This is a genomic window from Staphylococcus argensis, from assembly GCF_002902305.1.
Lineage (GTDB): Bacteria > Bacillota > Bacilli > Staphylococcales > Staphylococcaceae > Staphylococcus > Staphylococcus argensis.
In genome coordinates, this window is record NZ_PPPX01000001.1 from 887436 (window position 1) to 912995 (window position 25560).

Annotated in this window: 23 protein-coding genes and 1 other RNA gene; 4 read left to right on the top strand and 20 right to left on the bottom strand. The window is 38.3% G+C overall.

The window, feature by feature from the left end:
- Positions 1 to 626 precede the first annotated feature (626 nt).
- A complete protein-coding gene (locus CD039_RS04300) occupies positions 627 to 1334 on the top strand; it encodes a queuosine precursor transporter (RefSeq protein WP_049406066.1) in 708 nt (235 codons plus the stop codon).
- Between the two features lie 93 nt (positions 1335 to 1427).
- Here CD039_RS04300 and CD039_RS04305 read toward each other — a convergent pair whose 3' ends face one another.
- The gene (locus CD039_RS04305; protein ID WP_103371272.1) at positions 1428 to 1988 is read right to left on the bottom strand and encodes an RBBP9/YdeN family alpha/beta hydrolase; all 561 of its coding nucleotides are present in this window, start codon (positions 1986 to 1988) and stop codon (positions 1428 to 1430) included.
- A gap of 219 nt (positions 1989 to 2207) precedes the next feature.
- On the opposite strand from CD039_RS04305, the gene CD039_RS04310 reads away from it, so the two are divergent.
- Positions 2208 to 2615 (top strand): ribonuclease HI family protein, encoded by a 408-nt coding sequence (locus tag CD039_RS04310; protein ID WP_103371273.1) that lies wholly within the window; start codon positions 2208 to 2210, stop codon positions 2613 to 2615.
- Between the two features lie 97 nt (positions 2616 to 2712).
- Here CD039_RS04310 and CD039_RS04315 read toward each other — a convergent pair whose 3' ends face one another.
- The 9 genes from CD039_RS04315 to CD039_RS04355 form a co-directional block, all read right to left on the bottom strand.
- Positions 2713 to 3594 carry a 5'-3' exonuclease gene (locus tag CD039_RS04315; RefSeq protein WP_103371274.1) on the bottom strand — a complete coding sequence of 294 codons (882 nt, stop codon included), beginning with the start codon at positions 3592 to 3594 and terminating at the stop codon, positions 2713 to 2715.
- 16 nt (positions 3595 to 3610) lie between these two features.
- Positions 3611 to 7066: a dynamin family protein gene (locus CD039_RS04320; protein ID WP_103371275.1), complete on the bottom strand. Its 3456-nt coding sequence runs from the start codon at positions 7064 to 7066 to the stop codon at positions 3611 to 3613.
- 204 nt (positions 7067 to 7270) lie between these two features.
- Complete coding sequence (locus CD039_RS04325) at positions 7271 to 7909, bottom strand: SDR family oxidoreductase (protein ID WP_103371276.1); 639 nt, start codon at positions 7907 to 7909, stop codon at positions 7271 to 7273.
- A gap of 301 nt (positions 7910 to 8210) precedes the next feature.
- Positions 8211 to 9116, bottom strand: coding sequence for an EamA family transporter RarD (rarD, locus tag CD039_RS04330; protein WP_103371277.1), 906 nt, complete (start codon positions 9114 to 9116; stop codon positions 8211 to 8213).
- A 23-nt stretch (positions 9117 to 9139) separates the two neighbouring features.
- Positions 9140 to 10264, bottom strand: coding sequence for a THUMP domain-containing class I SAM-dependent RNA methyltransferase (locus CD039_RS04335; RefSeq protein ID WP_103371278.1), 1125 nt, complete (start codon positions 10262 to 10264; stop codon positions 9140 to 9142).
- Between the two features lie 135 nt (positions 10265 to 10399).
- Positions 10400 to 10776: RNase P RNA component class B (gene rnpB / locus CD039_RS04340), an RNA gene on the bottom strand.
- 157 nt (positions 10777 to 10933) lie between these two features.
- Positions 10934 to 11269 carry a cell division regulator GpsB gene (gene gpsB / locus CD039_RS04345; RefSeq protein ID WP_103371279.1) on the bottom strand — a complete coding sequence of 112 codons (336 nt, stop codon included), beginning with the start codon at positions 11267 to 11269 and terminating at the stop codon, positions 10934 to 10936.
- A 318-nt stretch (positions 11270 to 11587) separates the two neighbouring features.
- A complete protein-coding gene (locus CD039_RS04350; protein WP_103371280.1) occupies positions 11588 to 12148 on the bottom strand; it encodes an SLOG family protein in 561 nt (186 codons plus the stop codon).
- Positions 12141 to 12485, bottom strand: a complete 345-nt coding sequence (locus CD039_RS04355) for a DUF1798 family protein (RefSeq protein ID WP_103371281.1) — start codon at positions 12483 to 12485, stop codon at positions 12141 to 12143. Before CD039_RS04355 ends, CD039_RS04350 begins: the two co-directional genes overlap by 8 nt.
- A gap of 315 nt (positions 12486 to 12800) precedes the next feature.
- Between CD039_RS04355 and recU the strand changes: the two genes are divergently transcribed.
- Together recU and CD039_RS04365 are read left to right on the top strand one after the other, a co-directional pair.
- Positions 12801 to 13427: a Holliday junction resolvase RecU gene (gene recU / locus CD039_RS04360; RefSeq protein ID WP_103371282.1), complete on the top strand. Its 627-nt coding sequence runs from the start codon at positions 12801 to 12803 to the stop codon at positions 13425 to 13427.
- On the top strand, positions 13424 to 15709 hold the full coding sequence (locus CD039_RS04365) for a transglycosylase domain-containing protein (protein WP_103371283.1): 2286 nt from the start codon (positions 13424 to 13426) through the stop codon (positions 15707 to 15709). Before recU ends, CD039_RS04365 begins: the two co-directional genes overlap by 4 nt.
- A gap of 118 nt (positions 15710 to 15827) precedes the next feature.
- Here CD039_RS04365 and CD039_RS04370 read toward each other — a convergent pair whose 3' ends face one another.
- The 10 genes from CD039_RS04370 to CD039_RS04415 all read right to left on the bottom strand — a co-directional run bounded on the left by CD039_RS04370 (position 15828) and on the right by CD039_RS04415 (position 25556).
- Complete coding sequence (locus CD039_RS04370; protein WP_103371284.1) at positions 15828 to 16163, bottom strand: YpoC family protein; 336 nt, start codon at positions 16161 to 16163, stop codon at positions 15828 to 15830.
- A gap of 3 nt (positions 16164 to 16166) precedes the next feature.
- Positions 16167 to 16829: an endonuclease III gene (gene nth, locus CD039_RS04375; protein ID WP_103371285.1), complete on the bottom strand. Its 663-nt coding sequence runs from the start codon at positions 16827 to 16829 to the stop codon at positions 16167 to 16169.
- Positions 16819 to 17505, bottom strand: a complete 687-nt coding sequence (locus CD039_RS04380; RefSeq protein WP_103371286.1) for a DnaD domain-containing protein — start codon at positions 17503 to 17505, stop codon at positions 16819 to 16821. The genes nth and CD039_RS04380 overlap by 11 nt, the downstream gene beginning before the upstream one ends.
- Before the next feature lie 40 nt (positions 17506 to 17545).
- A complete protein-coding gene (locus tag CD039_RS04385; protein WP_103371287.1) occupies positions 17546 to 20236 on the bottom strand; it encodes a helicase C-terminal domain-containing protein in 2691 nt (896 codons plus the stop codon).
- Positions 20237 to 20257: 21 nt separating this feature from the next.
- Positions 20258 to 21229 carry a biotin--[acetyl-CoA-carboxylase] ligase gene (locus CD039_RS04390; RefSeq protein WP_103371288.1) on the bottom strand — a complete coding sequence of 324 codons (972 nt, stop codon included), beginning with the start codon at positions 21227 to 21229 and terminating at the stop codon, positions 20258 to 20260.
- The gene (locus CD039_RS04395) at positions 21213 to 22418 is read right to left on the bottom strand and encodes a CCA tRNA nucleotidyltransferase (protein ID WP_103371289.1); all 1206 of its coding nucleotides are present in this window, start codon (positions 22416 to 22418) and stop codon (positions 21213 to 21215) included. Before CD039_RS04395 ends, CD039_RS04390 begins: the two co-directional genes overlap by 17 nt.
- Entirely contained in the window at positions 22411 to 23544 is a 1134-nt protein-coding gene (gene bshA / locus CD039_RS04400; RefSeq protein WP_103371290.1) for an N-acetyl-alpha-D-glucosaminyl L-malate synthase BshA, read from the bottom strand. The genes CD039_RS04395 and bshA overlap by 8 nt, the downstream gene beginning before the upstream one ends.
- Positions 23545 to 23588: 44 nt before the next feature.
- Positions 23589 to 23906, bottom strand: a complete 318-nt coding sequence (locus tag CD039_RS04405) for a nucleotide pyrophosphohydrolase (RefSeq protein WP_103371291.1) — start codon at positions 23904 to 23906, stop codon at positions 23589 to 23591.
- 312 nt (positions 23907 to 24218) lie between these two features.
- Complete coding sequence (locus CD039_RS04410; RefSeq protein WP_186303059.1) at positions 24219 to 24917, bottom strand: zinc metallopeptidase; 699 nt, start codon at positions 24915 to 24917, stop codon at positions 24219 to 24221.
- A gap of 24 nt (positions 24918 to 24941) precedes the next feature.
- The gene (locus CD039_RS04415; protein ID WP_103371292.1) at positions 24942 to 25556 is read right to left on the bottom strand and encodes a DUF1405 domain-containing protein; all 615 of its coding nucleotides are present in this window, start codon (positions 25554 to 25556) and stop codon (positions 24942 to 24944) included.
- Positions 25557 to 25560: the final 4 nt, after the last annotated feature.

The window sequence follows — 25560 nt, forward strand, 5'->3', positions numbered from 1 at the left end:
AATGACTCTCGCTTGCATGGGAGAAGTACAGAAATCTATGATTTCGTAGTACTTCCCCCGTAATGCTGAGTAGAGTTCGAGAGAGCAATAGCCATCTCGAATTCAGTCAGCAACTGCGTAGGACCACACTCAACTAATTCCTCTCGCTCTTAGAGCTCTAGGAATGGATTTTCGTTGTGGTCTAGCTCCATCATGCGTCTCGAGTCGTCATTGAAAATATAATAAAGATACATTTTAAGCGTGATTCTCATCTATCTCAAATACTATTTTCTGTCAATGTCCCAGGCTCAATCGAAAAATATTTTATCGATATTAAACTTAGATTTTCAACATATATAATAAGACCACATCGTTGCTTCTTATCTTTAAATTATTAGAAAGTATCATCAGTTATTAAAAATACTCACACTTAATTTTAGCTATAGGAGTATGTGAATATTTAGAAGTTCCATTTTAACCTAGGTAACGAACAGTTATACATCATTGACGAATACAAGTGTTATCTCAATTCCTTTTAATTTTATCTTTGACGCTGTTGATTTATCGCTATTTTAGGTATAGAATGAGCAAGTTAGTTTAACGCGGTTTCTAAACACCCGCGCAACCAAAATTTAGGAGGAATTGAATTGTTTAATGAATTATTTGGTGTGCTCACTTTTCTAGTGACATTTATCTTACTTGTCTTGATGTATCGCCTCTTTGGTAAACATGGTTTGATTGCATGGATTGCGATTGGAACTGTGATTGCTAATATTCAAGTTATCAAGACGATTGACTTATTCTCTATCTCGGCAACGTTAGGAAATGTGATGTTCGCCTCTATCTATCTGGCTACGGATATTCTCAATGATATTTATGGCCGTCGTTTAGCTAAGCGTGCGGTGTGGCTCGGTTTCAGTTCGACATTAGTCATGATTATCGTGATGCAGATGTCGCTTACTTTTATCCCTTCACCGGTTGATCACACGCAACATGCTCTGGAAACGATCTTTAACGTCGTTCCCCGTATTGCACTCGGTTCCGTGATAGCTTATATTATCGGTCAACATCTCGACGTATTCTTATTCAGTATGATTAAGCGTGTCTTTAGTTCTGATCGTACTTTCATCGTACGTGCATATGGGAGTACGCTGTTGAGTAATATCGTTGATACAGCGTTGTTTGTCTTGATAGCTTTCGCAGGTTCAATGCCGGCTATGGCCGTTTTTGAAATCTTTATTACAACTTATCTACTTAAAATGATTTCAACGATTTTCAACGTGCCTTTCGGTTATGTAGCGAAGTCGATGTACCGTAAAGGTAAAATTGATCACATAGATGCCTTTGATAAATAAGTATTAAGTTATGGTTATCAATTAAATAATGGTAAGACGAAAGAGTGAAACGTTCATCGCAGCGATGTTTACGTTTCACTCTTTTAGTATGTTTTACTGATCTATATTTAGTAAAAGACCCTTTAAAGCTTCGAATGAAGTAAAGCCTTCACGAGCCAGGAAGTGACCTTGGTGCTGCACGATGGTCGTTGAAATATTGAGACCGTGTGAAACTCTATTCGTCGCAGCCAAAGGAACCGCTGGATCTTCAGAAGCAGCGATCGTATACATATACTGTGCTTGAACTTTATTGTAGCGCACATCACAACGATGAATAAACGTATCAAGCTGTGGAATGTGTGGTAGTGGTTCATTGAATCCAGCGACAAGGAAGAGCCCCTTTAACCGTATAGGGTATGGTAAAGAAGTTAAATAACTTAAGACGGAAATGACGCCTAAACTATGTGCAACGATAATCGTGTCGTCGTCAATATGTCCATCTAAATAGTGATGTAATGTGTTTTGCCACTCCTCGTAGTTCGGTTGATCTGAATGTGGTAACGGAATGGATGTTGTTTGATAACCTTCTTTATGCATTTCTTTAGCTAACCATTGGAACCAATGATCTTTAGGTGTAGCTTGGTAGCCATGGACGATAAATAATTGTTTGTTCATTGTTCTCACCTTTTATTCAAAATATTGAGTCTGAAACTGAGTGCTTGTTTAATACTCACTCATATCTTTCATTTAAATTTAGTAGTATAATACTTATTTGTACCTTAATAATCAAACTTCCTTTAAATAAAGTTTAACTTAATTTGTGCTTTATACATAATATTATATGATAAGATGGTTTCGAACCCTATTGTAATACCGATGTAAAGGAAGTGAACCATGGCAAAGATCTATTTCGATGCTGCAACGAGTGGTAATCCAGGACCAAGTGTCGGTGCCGCAGTAATTATCACAGAGAATGAGCGAATTATTGAAACGACATATCTAGGAGTGATTGATAATCACACGGCGGAATGGGCAGCATTCAAATTTGCTTTAGAACTTGCATCTCAACACCAAGTCGACAATGCACTCGTCTATACAGATTCTAAATTAATTGAAGATAGTATGCAGAGTGAGCGTGTAAAGAATCCCCTCTTCAGAGCCTATTTCGAACAGATTCAACAATTTGAAACTCACTTTCTCCTACTGTTTGTAAAATGGATTCCGAGAAAGTCTAACCGTGAAGCGAATCATTATGCGCAACAAGGCTTATTCCAATATTTAAAGAAAAATCAAAAGCGATAATTCTAATTTCGTGCATTGTCATCATACAAAAAACGGCTAATCGAAAGTCTCGATTGAGCCGTTTTCTTCAAGTATGTCGTTTTTTTCATAAAAGTTACTATAGGAAATGTGTCGCAAGATAACTTCCTGAGACTTTAAGTTCATGATATTCACACACATCTAAAGCATGAGAGATATCGTTATTGTAAACTAAATGGTCTAGCAGTTGTGTCGTATCGATAGGAACTTCAGTGTGTATGGTCGCTAAAGTCTTAGACATCTTAAGCGCAGCCATATCTTGCTCAATCTTCTTCTTCTGACCAGGCGTTAGTTGATCTAACGAGTCAATGACTTGTTCTACAGAACCGTACTGCTTAATCAACTTTAATGCAGTCTTCTCTCCGATACCTTTGACCCCTGGATAGCCATCTGAACTATCGCCCATAAATGCTTTAACATCAATTAACTGGTTAGGAGTAATACCGTATTCTTCCTCAAAACGCTGTAAGTCATATTTGTTGTATATGTTAAACCCTTTCTTCGTGAGCCAAATTTCAACATGTGAGTTTAAACATTGCAGAATGTCTTTATCTCCAGTAACTACGAAGACCTCATGTGCATCTGAATAGTTTCTCGCTAAAGTCCCTATCACATCATCAGCCTCATAATTCTTCATGCCGATATTTGCAAAGCCTAAAGCTTCGGACACTTCTTTGACTTTATCAAATTGTGGAATGAGTTCCTCTGGTGGTGCGGGTCGATGTTGTTTGTAACCTTCGAACATTTCATTACGAAATGTTGCTTGCCCCATGTCCCAACAAACAGCTACATGCGTAGGTTGCACATCATGGATTGCTGAGAAGACATGACGGACGAAACCTTGAATACCATTTGTAGGTATACCTTGTGAGTTTCTCATAAATTGTTTGTGCAAACTTGTGGCGTAGAAATGGCGAAAGAGTAACGCCATTCCGTCCACGAGTAATATTCTATGTGTCATAACTACGAGCCTCTTTCTAGTCGTCGATTGATATTGCAGATTTAAGATTTCTGTTCGCTTCTCTGATTTGATTGATGAGAGAAGCATCGATATCAAATGCAAGCAGTGACTCAATTTGTGATTGAATGTCAGTTTCAAGATGATCGAAATCAGTTTCTGATGTTTGAATCATTTGGTCGACGTATTCTGATAGTGCTTGTCTTAGATTGCCGATTTGTGGTTTTAACAACTCTGTCGTATTCTCAGTGATGGTTTGTTGGATATCACGCTGTACTTTCGGTTGAATAATCTTCTTCTTCGTCAATGATTTCGGTAGCGCATTGAACATCTCATTGAGTTCAATGTGCATATATGGTTCTGAAATGTCACTTTCAGCGAGATTGAAATCTGGGTCGATAAAGACATGCACTTGATTGAGTGAACGTTGAAGCGGTGCAAATTCGTCTTCAAGTTGTTCTAGATAATATTTCTTCGTACGTTCCACAAGCAAGGATTGTTCCAAGTATAAACGTTGATGGATTTGATCTAAATACAGTTTCGTAGAACGTCTCTTCTCTTTATTAAAATCATCAAATTTCGTCATTTGACTGTTATAAATCGCCTTCACTTCATCTAATAATTGAAGATTTAAACGTTGCGTAAGATGATAAATTTGATCTTCCACTTCATTTTGACTACGTTGTTGCACTGTATTGAGTAAGTTTGGTTTCAACACACGTTGTTGTGAAAGTTGATTGAGTTTCTTTTTACGTTCTTCAATTTGAGATTGATTCGTTTCAAACTCGTTAATCATTTCATCAAATGCGACTGAAACTTGGTTCAACTGATGCATCATGTGATCTTGAAGAATAAATTTAGATTCAACGGATGCGAAATGATCAATACTTTCACGTAAGGCGTCGATGCCTTCATCTCCACTGCGCAATGCTTCACGACTTGAAACGCCGAAGATTTGTGATTTCATGTTCACTTGAGCGAGCGCATCGCGAACGTAATCTTTAACCGCATTGAGGTCCTCGTCACTTTCAGCTAAATCAGTTGCATTGATAATCATCTTGAATGCTTGGTTCTCATTTAACTGATTCATGTCTTTCATATGTTCAATGAAACGTTTATCGTTATCTGTAAATGAGTGGTTAAAGTAGCTCACATAGAGAATCAAGTCTGAAGATGTCAGGATCTTCTCAGTTTCATTCGTGTGACGCTGGTTGTTGGAATGTAAACCGAGTGAGTCTACGATAATCTTATCTTTCAGCCAGTCAATTGGAAGCTGAATATGCACGGTGTTAACGAAGGTCGCATATTCGTCCTCTGAACTCCATTTACGAATTTCTTCTTGCCCAATCGTATGTTTCTCGCCAGATTGCAACATTTCTTGATAGTCGCCATAGTTCTTTTCAATCGCATTGATAAAGGCAAGTTGGTTCTTTTCAAGTTTGTCTTTCAGTTTCTTTGTATTAGATTGTAAAAAGGCTTCAACTGAATCAAACGACTCATCATGCACTTCGAATACGCCGTTTAATTCTTCGAGTAATTGTTCATCAGATTTAAGTGTGATCGCACTATCTTCACCATAAGTTAATTCTGTTGTCGCAGCCGTAGTCGGGTTAGGTGAACTTACTAAATAATTATCACCGAGTAAAGCGTTAATCAGACTACTTTTACCTGCACTGAACGTACCAAAGACACCAATCTTGATCATCTTGTGCTCTAGACGATCCAACGTGCCTTCGATATCTTTCTTCGTTTGATCAAAGAGTGGAACATCATGTATCGCTTTGAGTCCAGCTACAATCTCACTACTTTGATCTTGACCGGATGTTTGACCTGTTTCCGCATCGTCCGCCTGCTCAGTGCCGTTGTCTGCTGTAGTTGATGATGGACTATATTGAATTTCCGTACGGTCGATGAGTTTGTCGAGTGAGTCGTGAAGATGAATGTAATAGTGTTGATAGTTGCGCGTCGTTAGTGATTCTCTCAAGTTACGCAACTGGATAAAATGTTCGTAGTCATTCATATCTTGCTCGTCATCCATAGCTAAATCTTCAGCATGTGCATGTTCAATCGCATCTTTAAATAATGGCTCTGATTCTTTCTTCACATATTGCTTGATGGATTTCATTAAATCATCAGAGAACGTCAGAACATATTGGTTGCTGATGTGAATTTGTTCTTGATAGAGCGACGTAATAATCTCAGGTTGAATCGTATAATGTTGGTTTAAGATTCGTTCATTCACTTCAGTATCGTTGATGAAACGAGTGAGGAAAGACATATCTTCACGCAATGGCTGTCTCACCTGCTGATCGACTTTCTCTTGTAGTTGCGCGACAACGTTGTTAAGACGCTCCTCTTGCGCTTCAGCTGTTTTTTTCTTCTTATTAAATAGACCGCCAACTTTAAAGTCTTTCGTTCTACTTTCGAGGTAAAGACGAATCGTTTCGCGTGTATCATGGGTCATGACATAGGCATTATCTAATATGTCCTTACGCTTTTCTTTTAAAAAGTAGTAAAGCTGATCAGGATTATTCAATAACTGAGCCTCTTCACTCACCTCTTGATGTTGTTGGAAATTTAAATAAGCTTGATCAAAATCTTCTTCATGAATATCTAAAGTATCGAGTATTTGTTGAATTTCAGTTTGAATGTATGACAGCTGTTCATCCGTAATAAATTGAACAATACGTTCTACATAATCTTCAATACTCTCGCGATGTGTATCCTTCTCAACCATGTAATCAGAGAGTGCTTGCATTTGATTCTCCGGATGGTCGAATTTCGTAACGTAGAAGATTCTATCAAGATTGAGATCCCAATCTTGAACGGATTTTTCTACACGTGATTTGAAAGTATCAAACGTAATTTCCTCTTCATTATGCTTATCGATTTGATTAATGACGAAGACGACTGGAATCCCAGCCTTGTTGAGTTGTTTCATGAACTCAAAGTTCAATGCAGATTGTACATGGTTATAATCAACCGTGTAGAAGATGATGTTACTCGTATACATGAACTGTTCCGTACTCGTTTGGTGAGTAGCGACATTGGAGTCAACCCCTGGTGTGTCTTGGAGTGTGAATCCTTTGTTGAATTTCGATGATTCAAATTTAATTTCAACAGATTCAACATCTACGTTCTCACGATTCATCACTTTCACTTGATCATAGTTATCTAGAATGGTGTAACGCTGCTTATCCAAGTTTGCGATAATACCTGGTTCATCAGAAACGGAAACGATAGCAGTATTACTCGTTGTAGGAACCGGCGAGCTTGGTAAGATGCTTTGCTCCAGTACAGAGTTAATTAATGTGGATTTACCTGCTGAGAAATGCCCTACAAATGTCGCAGTATATTGTTCAAGATAAACTTTCTTAATCACTTGGTTAATGATATGTACGAGTCGAGAATTATTTGATTTCTCTACTTCTTTCTTCAATTTATAAAGTATGTCTAATTGGTCGGTGTTCGCCATGCTTGTAATCCCCTTTATTACCGATTGTTGATTAGTTTAATTGTATAATAAAAAACGATGTGTCTAAAGTGTTAAATTCAGTGATGATAGAATATTGAATATAGAAAGAGACAATTTCTATAGCCTATCCATAGAAATTGTCTCTTTATCATTAATACAGTGGTATAAGATGTAATGTCTAGTTGAAAATGGAATACTTTTAAATTATAAATCGCGTGGTGCATCGCCGTCCGTGTTCGGCTTGTTTACGCCAATATCTTCACATGAATAAAGTTCAGGGTGCTTTGCAATTTCCACCATGAGTGCACCAATACTTTTACGAGAAACCTCAGTGCCTTTAAACGTTTCGTCTTTCTTAGTGATTTCATAATCAACTTCGTTTAAGTTCGTTAACCAAGCAGGACGGATCAATGTGTAATCGAGGTCAGATTGTTCAATCGTTTGAGCAGCTTTACGGTAAATCTCTAAACGGTTACCTAAGTGTTCTTCAACCCAATCTTGGAATGGTTGTGGCACTTCGTTGTTCACGCCGAGAGCTGTGACGAAGAGCAGGCGTTTCACTTCGTTCTCTTGCATCGCTTGAACAATCGTCTCAGCTTCTTGGTCTAAGTCTCCTGAAAGACTTGCGATAACGATGTCTACATCTGCCATAGCTGCGCTAACAGCTTCGAAATCAGTCGCATCGCCTTCTCTTACACGAATACGGTCAGATGCATAATCTGGCAATCTGTTTGCATCTCTGAGGAAAAGTCTTAAAGTATAAGTTGTATTTTCTAGAAATGAATTGATAGCAGCTTTAGAAACTTTACCGTTTGCCCCTAATATGAGTACACGTCGTGTCACTATTAATCACTCCTATTCTTAGATTTGATATACTTCGTCTTAATCATTAAAGAAAAATTCAATGCTTCTTTCCTATTTGTGCTTGAAGTTGAGATCGATAACTTTTCGTTTAAGTTAGCCCTTTATTCAAGCTATGATCATTACTGTTGTAATTGACTTTATTTAATGATTATTTCAAGTTTGAATCTGTTTCTATTCCCATATACCTTACTACACTTTGATAAATATTACTAATTAAATACTTATAATTACCGAAGTTATCGCATAATTGAAATGTATAATTAATGTAAAGGTTTTCAAATTATTTAACTAACGGATTTTTACTTTTCTTCATTTTAATATACTGGGAGATACTGTACACGATAATACCAACCCAGATAAAGACAAAGGTAATGAACTGGTGAATATCGAAAGGCTCTTTGAAGACAAAGATACCGAGTATAAAGATTAACGTTGGACCTACATATTGAATAAATCCAGTTAGTGACAACGGAATGCGTTGTGCACCTGCTGAGAATAAGATGAGTGGAATTGCCGTAATAGCACCCGAGAATAATAACCAGAATGTCGGCATGTTGATTCCTGATGACATATGACCTTGTTGCCAAATCACCCATAAATAAATGAGACCTGCTGGAGCAGTCACGATGCATTCGATTGTGATACTACTGATGGAGTTCATCGGCACGACCTTTTTAATCAAGCCGTAAAAGCCAAATGAAAAAGCGAGTAATAAAGATATCAATGGGAACTCGCCTACTTGAATCGTCATATAAACAACGCCGATCAACGCGAGTATAATGGCTAACCACTCAAACTTGTTAAAGCGTTCTTTCAAGAAGATGAGCGCGAGCAAGATACTTACCAATGGATTGATATAGTACCCGAGACTCGTTTGAAGCACGTGACCGTTGTTGACGGCCCAAATAAATGTCCCCCAGTTAATCGTTATCACGTAACCTGCGACGATAATCGCTATGAGTTGTATAGGATGTTTGAAAAGTTGGTTGATATCCGAACCGAAATGGGTTTGCTTAGAAACCATAGCAACTATGAGCATGAATATCATAGATAGGACGATACGAAATGCGAGAATCTCGAAAGGTCCTATACCGTGAATTAAATGCCAATAAAGTGGCAAGATGCCCCATAAAATATAAGCAGATAGTGCAAAGAATATTCCCTTTTTCATTTCGTTATTGTGCATATAGGCCCTCCTTTAAATGATGATTACTTCTTAGCACCCCAATATTGGTAATACGTACATTCAATATAACCGTTAAAGAGCTTACGACGTTTCGTAGCTTTACGGTTTACTAGATGTTCAAATTCTTTATTGCTCGTTAAAATATACGCTGAAAGATGTGGATGCTCTTTCATTAACTTTCCAATATAGCGATACATCGTTTCGACTTCTTCGCGATCGCCGATACGTTCACCGTATGGTGGGTTCCCTATTAAAGCGACAGGGTCGTCATGATTGATAGAAAGTGTGTTAACATCTTTCACTTTGAATTGGATAATTTCAGAAAGCCCGACTTCTTCGGCGTTTCTTTTCGCAATCTCCACCATCTCTGGGTCAATATCGTAAGCATAGACCTCAACTTCTCTATCATAGTGTGCAGCTTGATCTGCCTCTGCTCTGAGTTTGTCATACATATCATTTGGCATGAATTCCCATGACTCAGAGACGAACTCACGATTGAAGCCGGGTGCAATATTTTGAGCGATTAGGCACGCTTCAATAGCTATGGTTCCTGAACCGCAGAACGGATCGATGAGAGGTGTTGAACCTGTCCAGTTAGCGAGTTTCACTAAACTGGCTGCTAAGGTTTCTTTCAGTGGTGCTTCACCTTGAGCGACGCGATAACCTCTTTTATTCAAACCTGAACCAGAAGTGTCGACCGTGAGCAACGCTTCATCTTTCAATAAAGCTACTTCGACGGGATATTTAGAACCTGTTTCATCGATCCAACCTTTAATATTAAAAGCTTGCTTTAAACGTTCTACGATGGCTTTCTTAACAATTGCCTGACAATCTGGAACGCTATGCAATGTTGATTTCACACTACGTCCTTGAACTGGGAATTGGCCACCTTCTTCAATAATCGTTTCCCATGGTAAGGCTTTAGTGGATTCGAATAAATCTTCGAATGTTGTGGCCTTAAAGCGTCCTACTACCAGTTTGATACGATCGGCAGTACGCAACCATAAATTACACTTTGCGATGGCTTCTTCGTCACCTTCAAAGAATATACGCCCATTCTCTACTGTCGTCTCGTAACCTAAATCTTGAATTTCACGTGCGACGATGGCTTCAAGACCCATCGGACAGACTGCTAATAATTGGTACATGATTTCGCTCCTTTATCTCTTCTTGTATAGTTATATTATCAAATGTAACTTGGATTGAATATGCGATAATAGCTATTCTTCTATGTAAAAAAGCTCTCCTGAGCATACAGGAGAGCGATCAACTAGTGATGGTATTTATATAAGCCATGTTCTGTACCATCGTACTGCTACGTGCACTAGTTACACTTGTACTCCGGTGGTAATCATCTGTCTGAGATGAGCACATAACTCATCTCCTCGTTAATACGTTGACTTCCGCTTAACAAGTGCTCCTACCAAATTTGGATTGCTCACTCGAGGGGTTTACCGCGTTCCACCTTTTGTGTTTCCACAAAAGCTACGTCACTGTGGCACTTTCAAACTATTCTAATCTTATCTCTCGACTTAGATTATTTCGTTGCCGTCAATTATTTGCCTTGACTTATGATTTCATCAAGCACGAACACTACAGTCGTCTCAGACTGTGTGAGCATGGACTTTCCTCTATATTGCTATAGCGATTACCCTAAATACCATCTTTCAAATTATATCATTTCACTAGGTGTCTCACAATAGACATACATTAATCAGATAAAATGCGAGTCCATGACAATCGATGAATTTGATTGTTCTTAGACTCGCGAGCATAACGATTTTACTGTATGTGCATTCTCTTTTCTAAAGTAAGTATTATTTCTTTTGACCAAAAACAGCTTTCTCTAAGTTAGATAAACGTTTGAGAATATCAACGTTGTTATTGCCGCTATTAGAAGAGAAACTTTTGTTCTCTTGTGGACGTGAAGTAGCAACACGTAAACGTAGTTCTTCAAGTTCTTTCTTTAATTTATGATTTTCTTCAGAAAGTTTAACGACTTCATTATTAAGATCCGACATTTTTTGGTAGTCAGCGATGATATCGTCTAGAAAAGCATCCACTTCTTCACGACGATAACCACGTGTCATTGTTTTTTCAAAGTCCTTTTCATATATATCCTTTGCAGTAAGCTTTAAAGATACATCTGACATTTCTCTCACCTCATTTATAATATTCATCAAAAAATTAGGACACCTTGTTATCTATTTCTCGTTTATATAGCGCATTGCTTTTGCGAAATCTTTTTACGCATGGCGTTGCTAAACGTTCAATAAAGATGACATATTGTTGAACGCTTCATCTTTACTTGCGCGAATTCCGCGTAATAGGTGTATCCTAATATTAAATTGCATATAACATTATATTACCCATTCACTTTTAAAGTATGCTTATCTACATACCTTATCATCATCATATGGTTGAGTTATGCATTTGAATAGACGATCTTTCTACTCCCGCCTATCCCATTTTTAAAAATCACTTTGTTCCCATTGTAAATCGTTCACGAACTCGCTCAAATCGTCGAGTGTAACAATGTCACAAGTATAATTTGTTTTTTCCATAAAATCAACTAACTTCTTCTTGAAAAACTTAGGTGTCGCCTCTTTCTCATCATCATAAACGAGCAACGTCATGTCCGTGTGATCTAACATGAACTGATCCGTGCGTTGAAACTGATATGGGCCTTGGTAACCTTCATGGAATACACTATCGACGAAGTCAGCTTGTTCAGTGATTTGCATATACTTGAGTTGATTCGTCTCGTTCCAGCGTTCAGTGTGATGTTCAAATGGTGTAACAATACCAAGCTTAAAGTCTGGATATGTTTCTTTAAGTTGAATTACCGTTTCAGCTGCCCATAATTCAATTCCCATTTGTCCTTGAATCAATACCCACTCTAAACCTTCCTCTATCAAGGCGGTCAAGCGACGTTCGAGAAAAGCTTTAATGTAATACACTGCAGGCTCGACATCTTTAAAGATGCCAAGTTCGAATGATTTATAGCCTGTTACATAAATTGTCTTAATCATTGAATTCACCATTCCGTTTAATTTGATTCAAATCATAGCGCACGGCTTTTAATTTCTCATTAAAGAGTTTACGACTTGTACGTGCGAAATGACACTCTACTGACAAATCTTGAAGGTTTGAAATGAGTAAGGAGAATTTGTAGTCATTAAAGTAATTCACATTCTGAGTAATTTCATCTTGATACTTTTTGAAGTCAGCTATGCATGCGTCAATACGTTCAGCGTACGGCAGTACTACACTATAGAATGAATCTTCTTCTTGCTCACGTTTAACAGAGTCAAAGCGCTGTTCCATATACTCAAGTTCTTCAAGGAATTGATTGATGAGTTCGTACAATTAAATCACCTACCTCATTTAATTTATCACATTCCTCAGTTCCACGTCATGTTGCGGTCTAGCCAAGTCCGTATTTGTTTAAAGTTGATTTTAAAGGTAAAATAATGAGAGGAGATGCGTCGTGACTTGTTGTTAGAGTCGATTTCACACATGGCGTATCTGAATTAAATTTTATATAAAGCTCACCGTTGAACTACAGTAAGAGCGTAAACATCGTCCTTGTTTAAGTGTGGTATGGCGAATTGATTTGGAAAACACGCATATTTAATGTATAATAAGTAAAGTTTTGATTAACTATTAAAAGTGGTGACAATGATGAATTATCCAAATGGGAAGCCATTTTTGAGAAATAAGACTCAAGACGGACGTTCTAAGCCTAAGCAACATAGTAACATTGACTATGGTGGCCGCGGTATGACGCTTGAGAAAGATATTCAACGTTCAAATAAGTATTATTTGCGAGAAGGTCGTGCGGTGATACATAAGAAACCCACTCCTGTCCAAATCGTGAATGTTCATTATCCTAAGCGCAGTAAGGCTGTGATTAACGAAGCTTATTTCAGAACACCGTCAACCACAGATTACAATGGAATCTATAAAGGTTATTATATTGACTTTGAAGCGAAAGAGACAAAGAACAAGACTTCCTTTCCATTAAGTAATATTCACGACCACCAAGTTGATCATATGCAGGCGTGTTATTTACAACATGGTCTGGTGTTTTTACTCATTCGTTTTAAGACGCTTAACGAGGTCTATCTCCTTCCCTTCTCGAAGTTCAAATACTTCTGGAAGAGGTATAAAAATGGAGTGAAAAAGTCGATTAAGGTTGAAGAAATGCGCGAAAATAGTTACTATATTCCGTATCAGTATCAACCGAGATTGAATTACCTCGAAGCTGTGGATAAGTTGATATTAGATGAAAGTGAGGACCGCGTATGACGGAAAAGAAAGGGGCTTCTCAATCTAATAAGAACAATGGGAAGTCCAATCAAAAAAAGAATAGAAACATCAAGAGAACGATTATCAAGATTATCGGCTTTATCATCATCGCGTTTATCATCCTAGCACTCGTAGGTATCTTGCTTTTTGCTTACTATGCATGGAAAGCACCTGCTTTTACCGAATCGAAACTGCAAGATGATATCCCAGCGAAGATTTATGATAAAGATGGCAATCTGATGAAGACCTTGGACAATGGTCAGCGTCGTGCACACGTGAAGTTGAATGATGTTCCTGAGAATATGCGTAACGCTGTTCTAGCGACAGAGGATAACAGTTTCTACAAACACGGTGCGATCGACTACAAACGTTTCGTCAAAGCAGCGTTAAGTAACGTCACTGGTGGCTTTGGTGCTCAAGGTGGTTCCAGCTTAACGCAACAAGTTGTGAAACGTTCCTTCTTAACTGATAAGAAGACAATTGGTCGTAAGGCGCAAGAGGCATACCTATCCTATCGTCTTGAACAAGAGTACAGTAAAGATGAAATCTTCGAAATGTACTTGAACAAGATTTACTACTCTGATGGTGTAACAGGTATTAAAGCAGCGGCTAAATACTACTTCAACAAAGACTTGAAGGACTTAAACTTAGCTGAAGAAGCTTACCTCGCAGGTTTACCGCAAGTTCCAAACTCTAACAATATTTACGATCATCCTAAACAAGCGGAACATCGTAAAGACGTTGTGCTCTATCTCATGGCTCGTCACCATAGAATTTCTGATAAAGAGAAGAAAGAAGCACAAGATACGTCATTACAGAAGAACTTGGTTAAACGTAGTGCAGAAGATCGCCAGGTTAAAGACGAAGATAAGAATCCAGAATATGCTTCATACATCAACTTTGTGAAATCTGAGTTAATGAACAACAAAGAATTCAAAGGTAAAAACCTCGGTGATGTATTAAACAGTGGCGTTAAGATCTACACAAACATGGATGCCGACGTACAGAAATCATTACAGAACCGTATCGATAACGGTAATTACTACAAGAATGATGACCAACAAGTTGGTTCTTCTATCGTAGACAGTCAATCTGGTGCCCTAGTCGCTATTTCAGGTGGACGTCATTTCAAAGATATCGTTGATCGTAACCAAGCGACAGATGCTCACCCTACTGGTTCATCACTCAAGCCATTCTTAGCTTATGGACCAGCAATTGAGAACATGCAATGGGCAACAAACCACGGTATCCAAGACGAATCTTCTTATCAAGTGGATGGTACGACATTCCGAAACTATGACACGAATGGTCACGGTCTCGTGAAGATGTATGACGCATTACGTCAAAGTTTCAACATCCCAGCACTTAAAGCTTGGCAACAAACGAAAGAGAATGCCGGTGAAAGTGCTCCGAAAGATTTCGCATCTAAAGTCGGACTTGATTATGAGAAGAACCCAACTGCGCCAGACGTTCTTGGTGGTGCGTCTTCAGAATTCTCACCTACTCAATTAGCTTCAGCATTCGCTTCATTAGCTAATGGCGGTGAATATAACAACGCACACTCAATCAAGAAAGTTGTTAAGCAGAACGGTGATACGATTGAATATGACCACACAAGTCATAAAGCTATGCAAGACTACACTTCTTACATGTTAGCTGAAATGCTGAAAGGTACATTTGAAGCATATGGTTCAGCTTACAACCATGGTGTAGACGGTGTTAACCTTGCTGCTAAGACAGGTACAAACAACTATGACCCTAATATTCAAGCGAAATACGGTTTACCAGACAACGCAGCACCTGATACTTGGATTAATGGTTTCACTCCTAAATACAGCATGTCTGTATGGATGGGCTTCAATAAAGTTAAACAAGGTGGTACGAACTCATTCGTTGGCCACAGCGAACAAGAGTATCCACAATTCCTCTTACGTGATGTCATGAGTGACATTTCACCGAAAGATGGAAAGGACTTCAAGAAACCTAGCTCTGTATCTGGTGACTCTAAAGATAGCCTTTCTGTTGCGAACCATCCTGACGGTAATACAACAAGTCAGAAACCAAATGGCCAAGGTAGCAGTAGCTCAAGCAGCAATAGTAGTTCTAGCAATTCAAGCAGTTCTAATAGCTCAAGTAGCTCAAATCGCCAAGGTCAGCAACAACAGCAAGGTAATCAACAACAACAGACAGGGCAACAGCAACAAACTGGTAACAATGGCGGCAATGCTTTAACAAGATTGTTCCACTTAAATTCAGTCTTTGATTTCTTCAAAGCATCATAATTAAATGAGAACATAATAAACACCCTTCAGTTATTTCTTAAATGAAATAGCTGAAGGGTTATTTTTAGTTTGAGCACTTTTTTGATAAGCTTACTTCATTTCAAGTTACTTAAACATGCTATCCTTTGTTCTCTCTTTTGCGGCGAATTTGATAAGACGCATTCATTTTAATGAGTTCATCTTTCATCGTCTTCATTTGACGATAACCCATAAAGTGATATTTACGCATTTGAATGTAATCATAACGTTCTTTGAAGTTCATAGGCACAACAGGATAATCGTCTAAGTGATCAAAGTTGATGTCGTCTATGTTGTTGACCCTTTTAAAGAACGAAAGGATTAACTCTAAATACTGATCTAAGAGCTTTTGTGCTTCAGTAGATTTCAGTTGTTTCTGTTTCACGTAAGGATCGATTTGTGTCTCAAGTTGCTCGAAATCTGTCTTCTTAATCATGCCTTATTTCGCCTCTCTTAACTTCGCTTTATAACGTTTCTGACCTTCTCTACAATCATCAAATAAAGGACATACATCGCATTTGGGTGCGCGAGCGAGACAGTGATAACGGCCGAAGAAGATGAGTTGATGATGTGTGCGGTTCCAGCGTTCACGTGGCACCACTTTACACAATTTCTCTTCTACTTGGCGTACATTATCTTTCCAACGACAAATGCCAAGACGTTTCGATACACGTTCGACGTGCGTATCCACTGCTAATGATGGTTCGTCGAAAGCGACACTCATGACGACATTTGCTGTCTTACGTCCCACACCAGCAAGACTTTCAAGTTCTTGATGTGTGCGAGGAATTTCGCCATTGAACTTATCTAGCAGTGAACGACAAAGTTTTTGAATATTTTTCGCCTTGTTGCGATAAAGACCAATCGTGCGAATATCATTTTCTAACTCCTCTTGAGGAACTTGTAAGAAATCTTCAGCTGTATGATATTTCTGGAATAACTTTGCTGTGACTTTATTCACTGAGTTATCCGTTGTTTGAGCTGAAAGTAGAACCGCGATTGTGAGTTGAAACGGATTGTCATGTTTCAGTTCGCATTCGGCATCAGGAAACATTTCACTGATAACATCGATCATTTGTAAAGCTTTCTTATTACTTACCATCGTTATTCTCTCCATTTAACCAATCAAACTTCGGTATTTTTTTAACTTTATGTGTCATTTGAGGTTGTCGGTACTGTTGACTCACTTTTTTAGACTCTTCCACAGTTTTTACATCTTTTTTCTTCCAGTTGAGTAATATACGATCCATATATTTAAAACTGAGTTTATCATGACTCTCAGCCTCATTTAACGCTGCTTGTATAATTTCTAAATCATGTTGGTCGATATCGATCCATTGATTTAACGTTTCGATTTCATAAGGAGATAATGGACGACCAAATGCCTGTTCAATACGTTGAAAGAGTGTGTTAAATTGCAGTTTCGCTTCATCTTCAGCTTGTGTGAGCTGTGTTGCTTCAATTACCTGACTGAGCTTATCGTAAAATGGATCAAGATTCATATACTCTGTGAACTTAGCTTCTTCGTTTTTATTCACATTGAGCTCAAGAAGTTCACACTGTATCAAACGCTGAATAATGGCTGTGATTTCTCTAGCAGCTAAAGTCGTCCCCTGTTGCAAGACTTCAATAGAAGGTTGCTTATTGGATGTTTCAGCCGCATACAGTAACTTAATGAGTATTACGAAATCCGTTTCATTGATACCTAACTCATTGTAATGGTCTAAGAGTGCTTTGTGTATCACAACAGGACGCTCTCTCAGTTGGTACTTATCCATGTCTATCTCCCTCCTTTCTCATCGCCCTATTAACATAAGATTATTTCTTGTGACGTAGCTTTGAAAGAATTTTTTCAAACTGATTAATATTGGCTTGACGTTGATGATAATGTTCTAACGCTTGTGTAAAGAATTTACGATAGTTGCTCGTCGTTAAGCGATTATCGAAAGATACGATAATACCTTGATCATCTTCATTACGAATTAAGCGTCCTAGACCTTGTCTAAAGCGTGTCACTGCATCAGGTAGAACATAGTCTTTAAATGGTGAGTTAAACTCAGACTGCATTAACCAATAACGCGTGCTGTGTTGATTCATGAATGGTAATTTGGCGATCATCACACATTTTACGCCGTTCGCTTGAAAGTCAAATCCTTCAAAGAACGTATTTGTGCCAAGCAAGATTGCTTTGTCAAAGCTGTTAAACTGCTGTACCACTTTATAGTTTTGATTCTGCTGTTGAGTGAGCAGGATGTAGTCCTCAAATTCTGGCAAATCATATAATATTTCGTAAACTGCGTACATCATGCGATAGCTTGTGAATAGTATGAGACACTTAGATTCTACTTGTGTGATATAGGACACGATGTAGTTAATCATTGAGTGGATATAGTCCTCAGTATTTTGAGGATTATAGCTCGCTACATCATTGGGTGTAAAGACAGTTGGACGTTTCTTTGATGACAACGTAGGTGCGTCTATTTCGTAGCACTTCATCGGTTCATCGGTATTAAACCACTGTTGAAAATGTTTAAACGAATGATTAAACGTCAGTGTTCCAGAGATAAATGTGAGTGCCTTAAATTTATCAAGCACCTGCGACTTCAAGACATCTTTCACTGCAAAGTCTTTGATATGCAATTGAAGTGTTGATTTCTCATATTTATTTTTAAGCGACAGATAACAAGTATGTTGGTCTTTCAAACTTTGATAAATCGCTTTGAATTGATCGTTAATATACAGAAGTTGTTTACGGAAGTTCTTAATCGTTTTATGACTCATTCCATTAAAATATTCTAAAGTCATGTTTAATTTATGAATAATCAGCTTTATCTTGTCTTGGATAGACTCAGTATTGAATTCATAAACGAAGTGTAGCTTCTGTGCTTCATCGTCATACATGTGCTCTGGAAGGATTGAATTATAAATTTCTGTAAAAAGTGCTTCATTTAACTCATGTAATTCATTGATATCCGTTTTTAATCCAAAGACGTCAATCGGTGGAATATCTAATTTCTCTAGTATGCGTTGTTGTTCGAGTTGGTCCACATCGTAAAGCATCTTCTCGTTCTCTGTCTTCCCTATTAAACCGAGTTGATACTTTACATCAGCATAACTCAGCGTCGTTGTGACTTGATTTAGCGCATATTCAGGTAAACGGTGTGCCTCATCGATGATACAATCATCAAAAAGTTGATAAATCGCATTATCTTGCGACGCATGAATGAGATGTGCATGATTGGTGATACCAATTTGAATATTATGAGCATTACGTTTGATGTAATTGTAATAATGCAAGTCATTTTTCACAGGTACATAGGTCTCAATCTTCTGGTCAAAATACATTTTTTGTCCGCCTTTGAGATTGAGCTCGTGAATATCTCCAGTTTGTGTTTCAGTCACCCATATGAGGAGTTGCATTTTTAAAATATTCACTTCATAGTTCGTTGACGGTTCTTTTAATATTTCGCTGATTAAACCAAGTGAAATATAATCTTTCTTACTTTTAATCATAGACGCATTAATTTTTAAATTAAGCGCTTCTTTAAGTTTCGGGATATCTTTTTCTAATAGCTGATGTTGTAACAACTTCGTATTTGTAGAAATCATCACGTGTTGGCCTGTTTCAAAGTTGTACATTAAGGCCGCCAATAAATAAGCGAGTGATTTTCCACTGCCAAGCGGCGCTTCAATCATCGCTTTATCGCTATGCATGAGCTGTTCTAATATAAGCTCAGTTAGATATAGTTGTTGTGGTCGATAAGTTAAATCTAGAGCTTCGGTCACTTCTTTATACAATGATTTAAGTGAATGGATAGCAGGCTTTGATGGTGCCTTGAAGTCTACTTGCTTACGATATAGTACTTGTTCGAATTGTTCGAAGTCTTTCGAAATGGTTGTTTGGTTGCTATGACGTACCATATTAAAGATAATATCATGTAAATCGTACTTGAGATTTTTACTTAAATAATATATTTGCTTTAACGTATCAACAGGTAGTTGCTCTAACTTTTGAAAGGCTGTAATCATCAGTTTAGCTGTGGTCGTTGCATCTTCATCAGCACGATGAGCATGTGCTAAGTCGATATCATGTTTTTCAGCGAGCTCGCTTAATTGATAACTTTTATCTGTAGGAAAAGCGATCTTGAATAGTTCAAGTGTATCTAGCACTTTCTTAGGTTTATAGTTGATGTGACAGTCCTTAAAAGCCCGTTGAATAAAGTTCAAATCAAAGGCAACATTATGTGCTACGAAGATACAATCTTGCAACTTCGCATGTACCGTTTGAGCAATATCTTTAAAATAAGGCGCTTGATTAATCATTTCTTGTTCAATTGCTGTTAAAGCTTGAATGAAAGGAGGAATCTCAAGATCTGTATTGACCATTGAATGGTACGTATCGATAATTTCGTTATTACGTACGAAAGTGATTCCTATTTGAATAATTGCATCCGTCTCTAGCTGATTTCCAGTCGTCTCTAAATCGACCACGGCATAGCAAGGTTGCATAGAGTGTCCCTCCTCTCTGTGTTAAAGCTCTATGTCTGCACTCATCAATTTACGTTGTTGGCCTTGTTTGTCTTCGATAATTAAGAAACCATCTTGATCAATATCAATTGCTCGTCCATCAATCGTTTCGTCATTTTCAGTGAATCTTAAAGATTTATTCCAAATATTTGAAGCTTCGATATATTCTTCGCGAATATCACTGAAGGGTTGCTTCACGAATTGATTGTAGCGATAATTAATTTCTTTAATTAAACGTTGTAAAAATGCATAGCGATTAATCTTCTCATTAGCATGTAAGCGCATGCTAGTGGCTTTTGAACTCAATTCACCTTCAAAGTCTTCAGCATAGTGATTCATGTTAATGCCAATGCCGCAGATGACAGCTTCAATACCGTCATTGTTAGCTACCATTTCTGTTAAGAAACCGCAGACTTTGCGTCCATCAATATAGACATCATTAGGCCATTTAACAGTTACTGGATCCAAGGAGAACTGTTGGATTGCATCTCGTATACCTAGGGCGATAAATAAATTGAAAGTCGTGATCATTGAGAATGGTACTTGAGGTCTCAAGACGAGTGACATCCATAATCCTTTACCTCTCGATGAATTCCAAGGACGATTGAAACGTCCACGCCCCTTCGTTTGTTCGTCGCTTAACACGAGATACGAGTCATTGTTACCGACTAACAATTGTTTCGCGAGTAATTGCGTTGAATCGACACTTGAGTGAACTTCAACGTGATCGAAACAATCCTGTTGCTGAATCAATGGAAGTACGATACCACTATACCATTTGTCTGGTAAGTCAATTAAGCGATACCCACGCTGATTGACGGATTCGATATGGCATCCCTCTTCTTTCAAACGATCGATGACTTTCTTAACAGCTGTGCGAGAAATGCTGAGTTGTGTTGCAATATATTGACCAGAAATGTATTCAGATTGGTGTTCGTATAACATTTGTATAACATCTTTACTGTATTTCGACATGTTGATCCATCCATTCTAATAATGCTTTTTGTTGATTGATGACTTGCTCATTGACTACAGCGAGTTCTAACGCTCTGAGGGCATATTTCACCCATTTTCCGCCTTTAAGTCCAGTGTGAGACATTAAATCTTTCCCCGTAACGGCAAGTTCGTTGCGTTGTCGAATCGGAAGTTGTTGTGCAATCTCCTCTATCGTTTGCATATTAAATATTAATGGCGAAGCGGTAGCGATATCATTGGATGAGAGTGATTTTTGTAATTGGAACCACATCTTAGCCTCTTTGGAGCCATAATCATAAATATATGTACGAAGTTGTTTCTTCGTAGTAATTGTCGGGAGCGCTTGAATCATAGCCACTAATTTTGTAACTTCTTTTTTCTCATCATTACTTATTTTAAGATGTGCAAGTGGCATCTCGAGCGGTTGTTGTACGTTCAGTATAGCTAGAAATGTTGTGAAAGATAAAGGTTCAACGACTTGCATCTTGTTCATATCATAACTTTTAAAATAAGGTAGATAATCAAAAGCTTGCATATCCACCATATTACGATAACCTCTCGGTGTTTCATCACCTGATAACAACTTGCGCAACTCGACCACGACACGCTCTACAGAAAGATATTCGAGAGACGAACAATTCTCCTCCATCGCTGTATAGGTCGCTTGCTCAATATCGAAGCCTAACTGTGCTTGAAAACGTAAACCACGAAGTATACGTAACGCATCTTCATCAAAGCGTTCCTGTGCTTCACCAACCGTACGAATTAGCTTGTGATGAATATCTTCACGGCCGTTAAAGTAATCATGTAGTTGATAATCTGTATCCATCGCCAGTGCATTCATCGTGAAATCGCGTCGTTTCACATCTTCGTACAACTCACGTACGAAATATACTTCACTAGGTCTGCGATGGTCAGTGTACTCAGCTTCAGCTCTAAAGGTCGTGATTTCGTAATTCTCTCCGTGATACACGACATTAATCGTCCCGTGTTCCTTACCGACAGGAATAGTCTTATCGAATAATGTTTCGACTTCATCAGGCGTAGCGCTTGTCGTGATATCAATATCGTGAATCGTGCGATCCATTAAATAATCACGAACACAGCCACCCACGTAATAAGCTTGGTAGCCGTGATCTTCTAACTGTTCTAAAAGTGGTTTCGCTTGTTCAAATAACGTATTAGTCATAAACTCCCTCAATTAACTGTTGATAGTAATGTTCGTATTGATCCGTGATGAGTTCGGAACCGAAACGTTGCTCTATATCAGTCAACATATTGCTTTGTAGACGTTGATACAACTCTTGGTCGTTGAGGAGTTGCAACGCATAGCGACTGGCTGCATCACTATCGCCCACGTCGACGATATAGCCTGTTTCTCCATGTTTAATTACTTCTTTGATACCGCCAGCGTTGGATCCAATAGGTACGACACCTGTCTTCATGGCTTCAAGTAAAGTTAAACCAAAGCTTTCTTTCTCGCTGAGTAATAACACTAAATCAGCCATTTGATAGAACTCACTCACCCAGTCTTGCTTACCTAAAAATAAAATGTCATCTTGAAGATTCATCTCATGTACTTTCGCTTTCATATCCATGAGTTCTGGACCATCTCCGAGCAAGAGTAGTTTCGCTGGTTGTTCTGCTCTTACCTTCGCGAAAGTATCAATAATCGTATCGATACGCTTTACTTTGCGGAAGTTTGAAACATGGATAAGTACTTTTTCTTCTGGCTGAATATTGTAATATGCTTTCAACGACTCATCGTGCTTTGTTTCAAATTCGGTTTCTCTAACGAAATTATAGATTGTCACAATGTCTTTATCGGGTTGCACGATATCATAAGTTTGTTGAGCTAAAGCGTTGCTGACACTGGTTACGAGATCACTTTGTTCAATGCCGAACTTAATGCCGTTACGTAATGTGTGATCATATCCGAGTACGGTGATATCCGTACCGTGTAAGGTCGTCATAATCTTAACATCTTTTTTCTTCGCCATTTGTCTGCCTAATATACCACAGACTGCATGAGGCACAGCATAATGCATATGCAGAATATCCAGGTCATATTCATCGATGACTTCAGCGATCTTCGTACTGAGCGTGATATCGTAAGGTGCATAGCGAAAGACAGCATACTGATTCACTTCTACTTGATGGAAAGTAATATTTGGAAGCGGCTTACGTATTCTAAAAGGTATGTTAGACGTGATAAAATGCACGTCATGGCCTCGTTCGGCAAGTTTAATTCCTAATTCAGTTGCTATAATTCCTGAACCACCCATCGAAGGATAGCAAGTGATACCTATCTTCATACGCGGGCCCTCCTTTATCTCTCTTTAACGGGTCGATAGATTAATTATTTACGTTCAAAGCGATTTTTATCACGTGTGTTGAACTTCTTCATCGTTTCATCAAAGCTTTGTGTCATATCGATACCTAGTGAATTGGCGATACATAATAAGACAAACAGATTATCGCCTAGTTCAGCTTCAATCGTATTCTCTTCTTCTGTAGATTTCTTTTTCTTTTCACCATAATAATGATTGATTTCTCTAGCTAACTCTCCTACCTCTTCAGTAAGACGGGCTTGAAGTGCGAGTGGTGAGAAATAACCGGTCTTAAATTGGCTGATATAGTCATCCACTTCTCGTTGCATTTCTGACATCGTCTTCATGTAAACTCGCTCCTTAATTTAATAAACATTTCCTATCTAGTATAGCTTAAAACGACGGTCGATGCATTATTCGTGCAATGACTTGAAGTGTGTTTGAGATTTGAAAATATGAGTGATTTTAGAAGAAACTCATAAGCGACAGTGTATAAAAAAGTGGAAGCAAACATGTGTAGCATTCTGTTAAAGTGAGAAGCATTTTAAAAAGAGACAAAATCTCAAGTGGTGATCATTCTCGCGTTAAGGATACAAAAAAGCCGTTCCAGAACGCTAAAGAACGGAACGGCTCATCATTAATTTATAAGCTATCTAAGGTTATTCACTATTACGCGCCATTAAGATAAATCTTGCTAGTTCGGCCATAGCTACTGCAGTTGATGCAACGTAAGTCATTGCCGCAGCAGATAATACTTTCTTCGCGTGTTTGTGTTCTTTCTCATTGACTATGTTCAAGCGTTGAATTTGTTTCATCGCACGATTACTTGCATCAAACTCAACTGGTAAAGTAATCACTGAGAAGAGTACCGCGAGTGAGAACAGTGCCACACCGATCCACATTGCTGTTGAACCGAGTGGTGAATGTACCAATGCTGTTAAGATGATACCAGCTAAGATACATAAGTACCCAAAGTTACTACCGATGTTAGCAAGTGGTACGAGCGCTGAACGGAACTTTAAGAAGAAGTAACCTTCAGCATGTTGAATTGCGTGCCCTACCTCGTGGGCTGCAATTGCCGTACCTGCTACAGATGGGCGATCATAGTTCTGTGGAGATAAGACAAGTACTTTCTTACTTGGATCATAATGATCAGTAAGGAAGCCTTCCCCTCTCGCTACCTCGACGTCATAAATACCGTTGGCGTGAAGGATTTCGAGTGCGACTTCACGACCTGTCTTACCACTAGTTGAACGCACTTGCGCGTATTTCTCGTAGTTCGACTTCACTTTGTGTTGTGCCCATAATGGAATAACCATCAGGACAATGAAGTATATAATCATATAAATAAAAGACAAAATACTCACTCCTTAATCATTATTTTACTGACTTCCTTTAAACCGGTCAACTAATTGCTCCCCTACATGACGCGTCATTACGATGTACAGAATGATAGCGCTGACACTTAACCAGAAAGTAAAGTAAGCAATCAAATTTAAATGTGAAGCGATAAATGGATAGACCGGATATTGTAAAAAGACGTAATCGATAACATCGTTATGAAATAGCCAAACTATAGCGATAATCAGACCCATCCAACTCAAACGCATTCTTGGACTAAACAGGATAGCTTCAAGCGCCATTATGCCATGAGACAACATCAATAACATGCCAGTAATCGTCCACATGTCGTAACTGATCATGAGAATTAAATTGATGACTACCGCCCATACACCATATTTGAACAGACTCGTAAAAGCAAGTGCTTCGAAGATGGTAGACCTTTTACCCAGCAGATAAAGCCCAAGAATGATAGTCAGAAATAAAGTAGCAGTTGGACTATCTGGCACAAATGCTTTAAACAACCATGGTGCATGCGCTAGTTGATCTTTGTACCAGATATAGCCATAGATTGTTCCAGCTAAGTTACAGATGAATAGCAACCAGAGCATGCGTTTAGAATACAGTAGATGAAACCAAATCGTTTGATAAACCATAATA

What these genes read in the sequence shown, in the direction of transcription:
- CD039_RS04405 (WP_103371291.1), bottom strand. Translation starts at nt 23,906, where the DNA reads ATGAAGACGATGTCAGAAATGCAACGAGAAGTGGATGACTATATCAGC.
- CD039_RS04320 (WP_103371275.1), bottom strand. Translation starts at nt 7,066, where the DNA reads ATGGCGAACACCGACCAATTAGACATACTTTATAAATTGAAGAAAGAA.
- CD039_RS04390 (WP_103371288.1), bottom strand. Translation starts at nt 21,229, where the DNA reads ATGTCGAAATACAGTAAAGATGTTATACAAATGTTATACGAACACCAA.
- CD039_RS04365 (WP_103371283.1), top strand. Translation starts at nt 13,424, where the DNA reads ATGACGGAAAAGAAAGGGGCTTCTCAATCTAATAAGAACAATGGGAAG.
- CD039_RS04315 (WP_103371274.1), bottom strand. Translation starts at nt 3,594, where the DNA reads ATGACACATAGAATATTACTCGTGGACGGAATGGCGTTACTCTTTCGC.
- CD039_RS04380 (WP_103371286.1), bottom strand. Translation starts at nt 17,505, where the DNA reads ATGGATAAGTACCAACTGAGAGAGCGTCCTGTTGTGATACACAAAGCA.
- CD039_RS04305 (WP_103371272.1), bottom strand. Translation starts at nt 1,988, where the DNA reads ATGAACAAACAATTATTTATCGTCCATGGCTACCAAGCTACACCTAAA.
- CD039_RS04370 (WP_103371284.1), bottom strand. Translation starts at nt 16,163, where the DNA reads ATGATTAAGAAGACAGATTTCGAGCAACTTGAGACACAAATCGATCCT.
- gpsB (WP_103371279.1), bottom strand. Translation starts at nt 11,269, where the DNA reads ATGTCAGATGTATCTTTAAAGCTTACTGCAAAGGATATATATGAAAAG.
- CD039_RS04310 (WP_103371273.1), top strand. Translation starts at nt 2,208, where the DNA reads ATGGCAAAGATCTATTTCGATGCTGCAACGAGTGGTAATCCAGGACCA.
- CD039_RS04415 (WP_103371292.1), bottom strand. Translation starts at nt 25,556, where the DNA reads ATGGTTTATCAAACGATTTGGTTTCATCTACTGTATTCTAAACGCATG.
- bshA (WP_103371290.1), bottom strand. Translation starts at nt 23,544, where the DNA reads ATGAAGATAGGTATCACTTGCTATCCTTCGATGGGTGGTTCAGGAATT.
- CD039_RS04395 (WP_103371289.1), bottom strand. Translation starts at nt 22,418, where the DNA reads ATGACTAATACGTTATTTGAACAAGCGAAACCACTTTTAGAACAGTTA.
- CD039_RS04350 (WP_103371280.1), bottom strand. Translation starts at nt 12,148, where the DNA reads ATGATTAAGACAATTTATGTAACAGGCTATAAATCATTCGAACTTGGC.
- CD039_RS04385 (WP_103371287.1), bottom strand. Translation starts at nt 20,236, where the DNA reads ATGCAACCTTGCTATGCCGTGGTCGATTTAGAGACGACTGGAAATCAG.
- CD039_RS04335 (WP_103371278.1), bottom strand. Translation starts at nt 10,264, where the DNA reads ATGTACCAATTATTAGCAGTCTGTCCGATGGGTCTTGAAGCCATCGTC.
- nth (WP_103371285.1), bottom strand. Translation starts at nt 16,829, where the DNA reads ATGGTAAGTAATAAGAAAGCTTTACAAATGATCGATGTTATCAGTGAA.
- recU (WP_103371282.1), top strand. Translation starts at nt 12,801, where the DNA reads ATGAATTATCCAAATGGGAAGCCATTTTTGAGAAATAAGACTCAAGAC.
- rarD (WP_103371277.1), bottom strand. Translation starts at nt 9,116, where the DNA reads ATGCACAATAACGAAATGAAAAAGGGAATATTCTTTGCACTATCTGCT.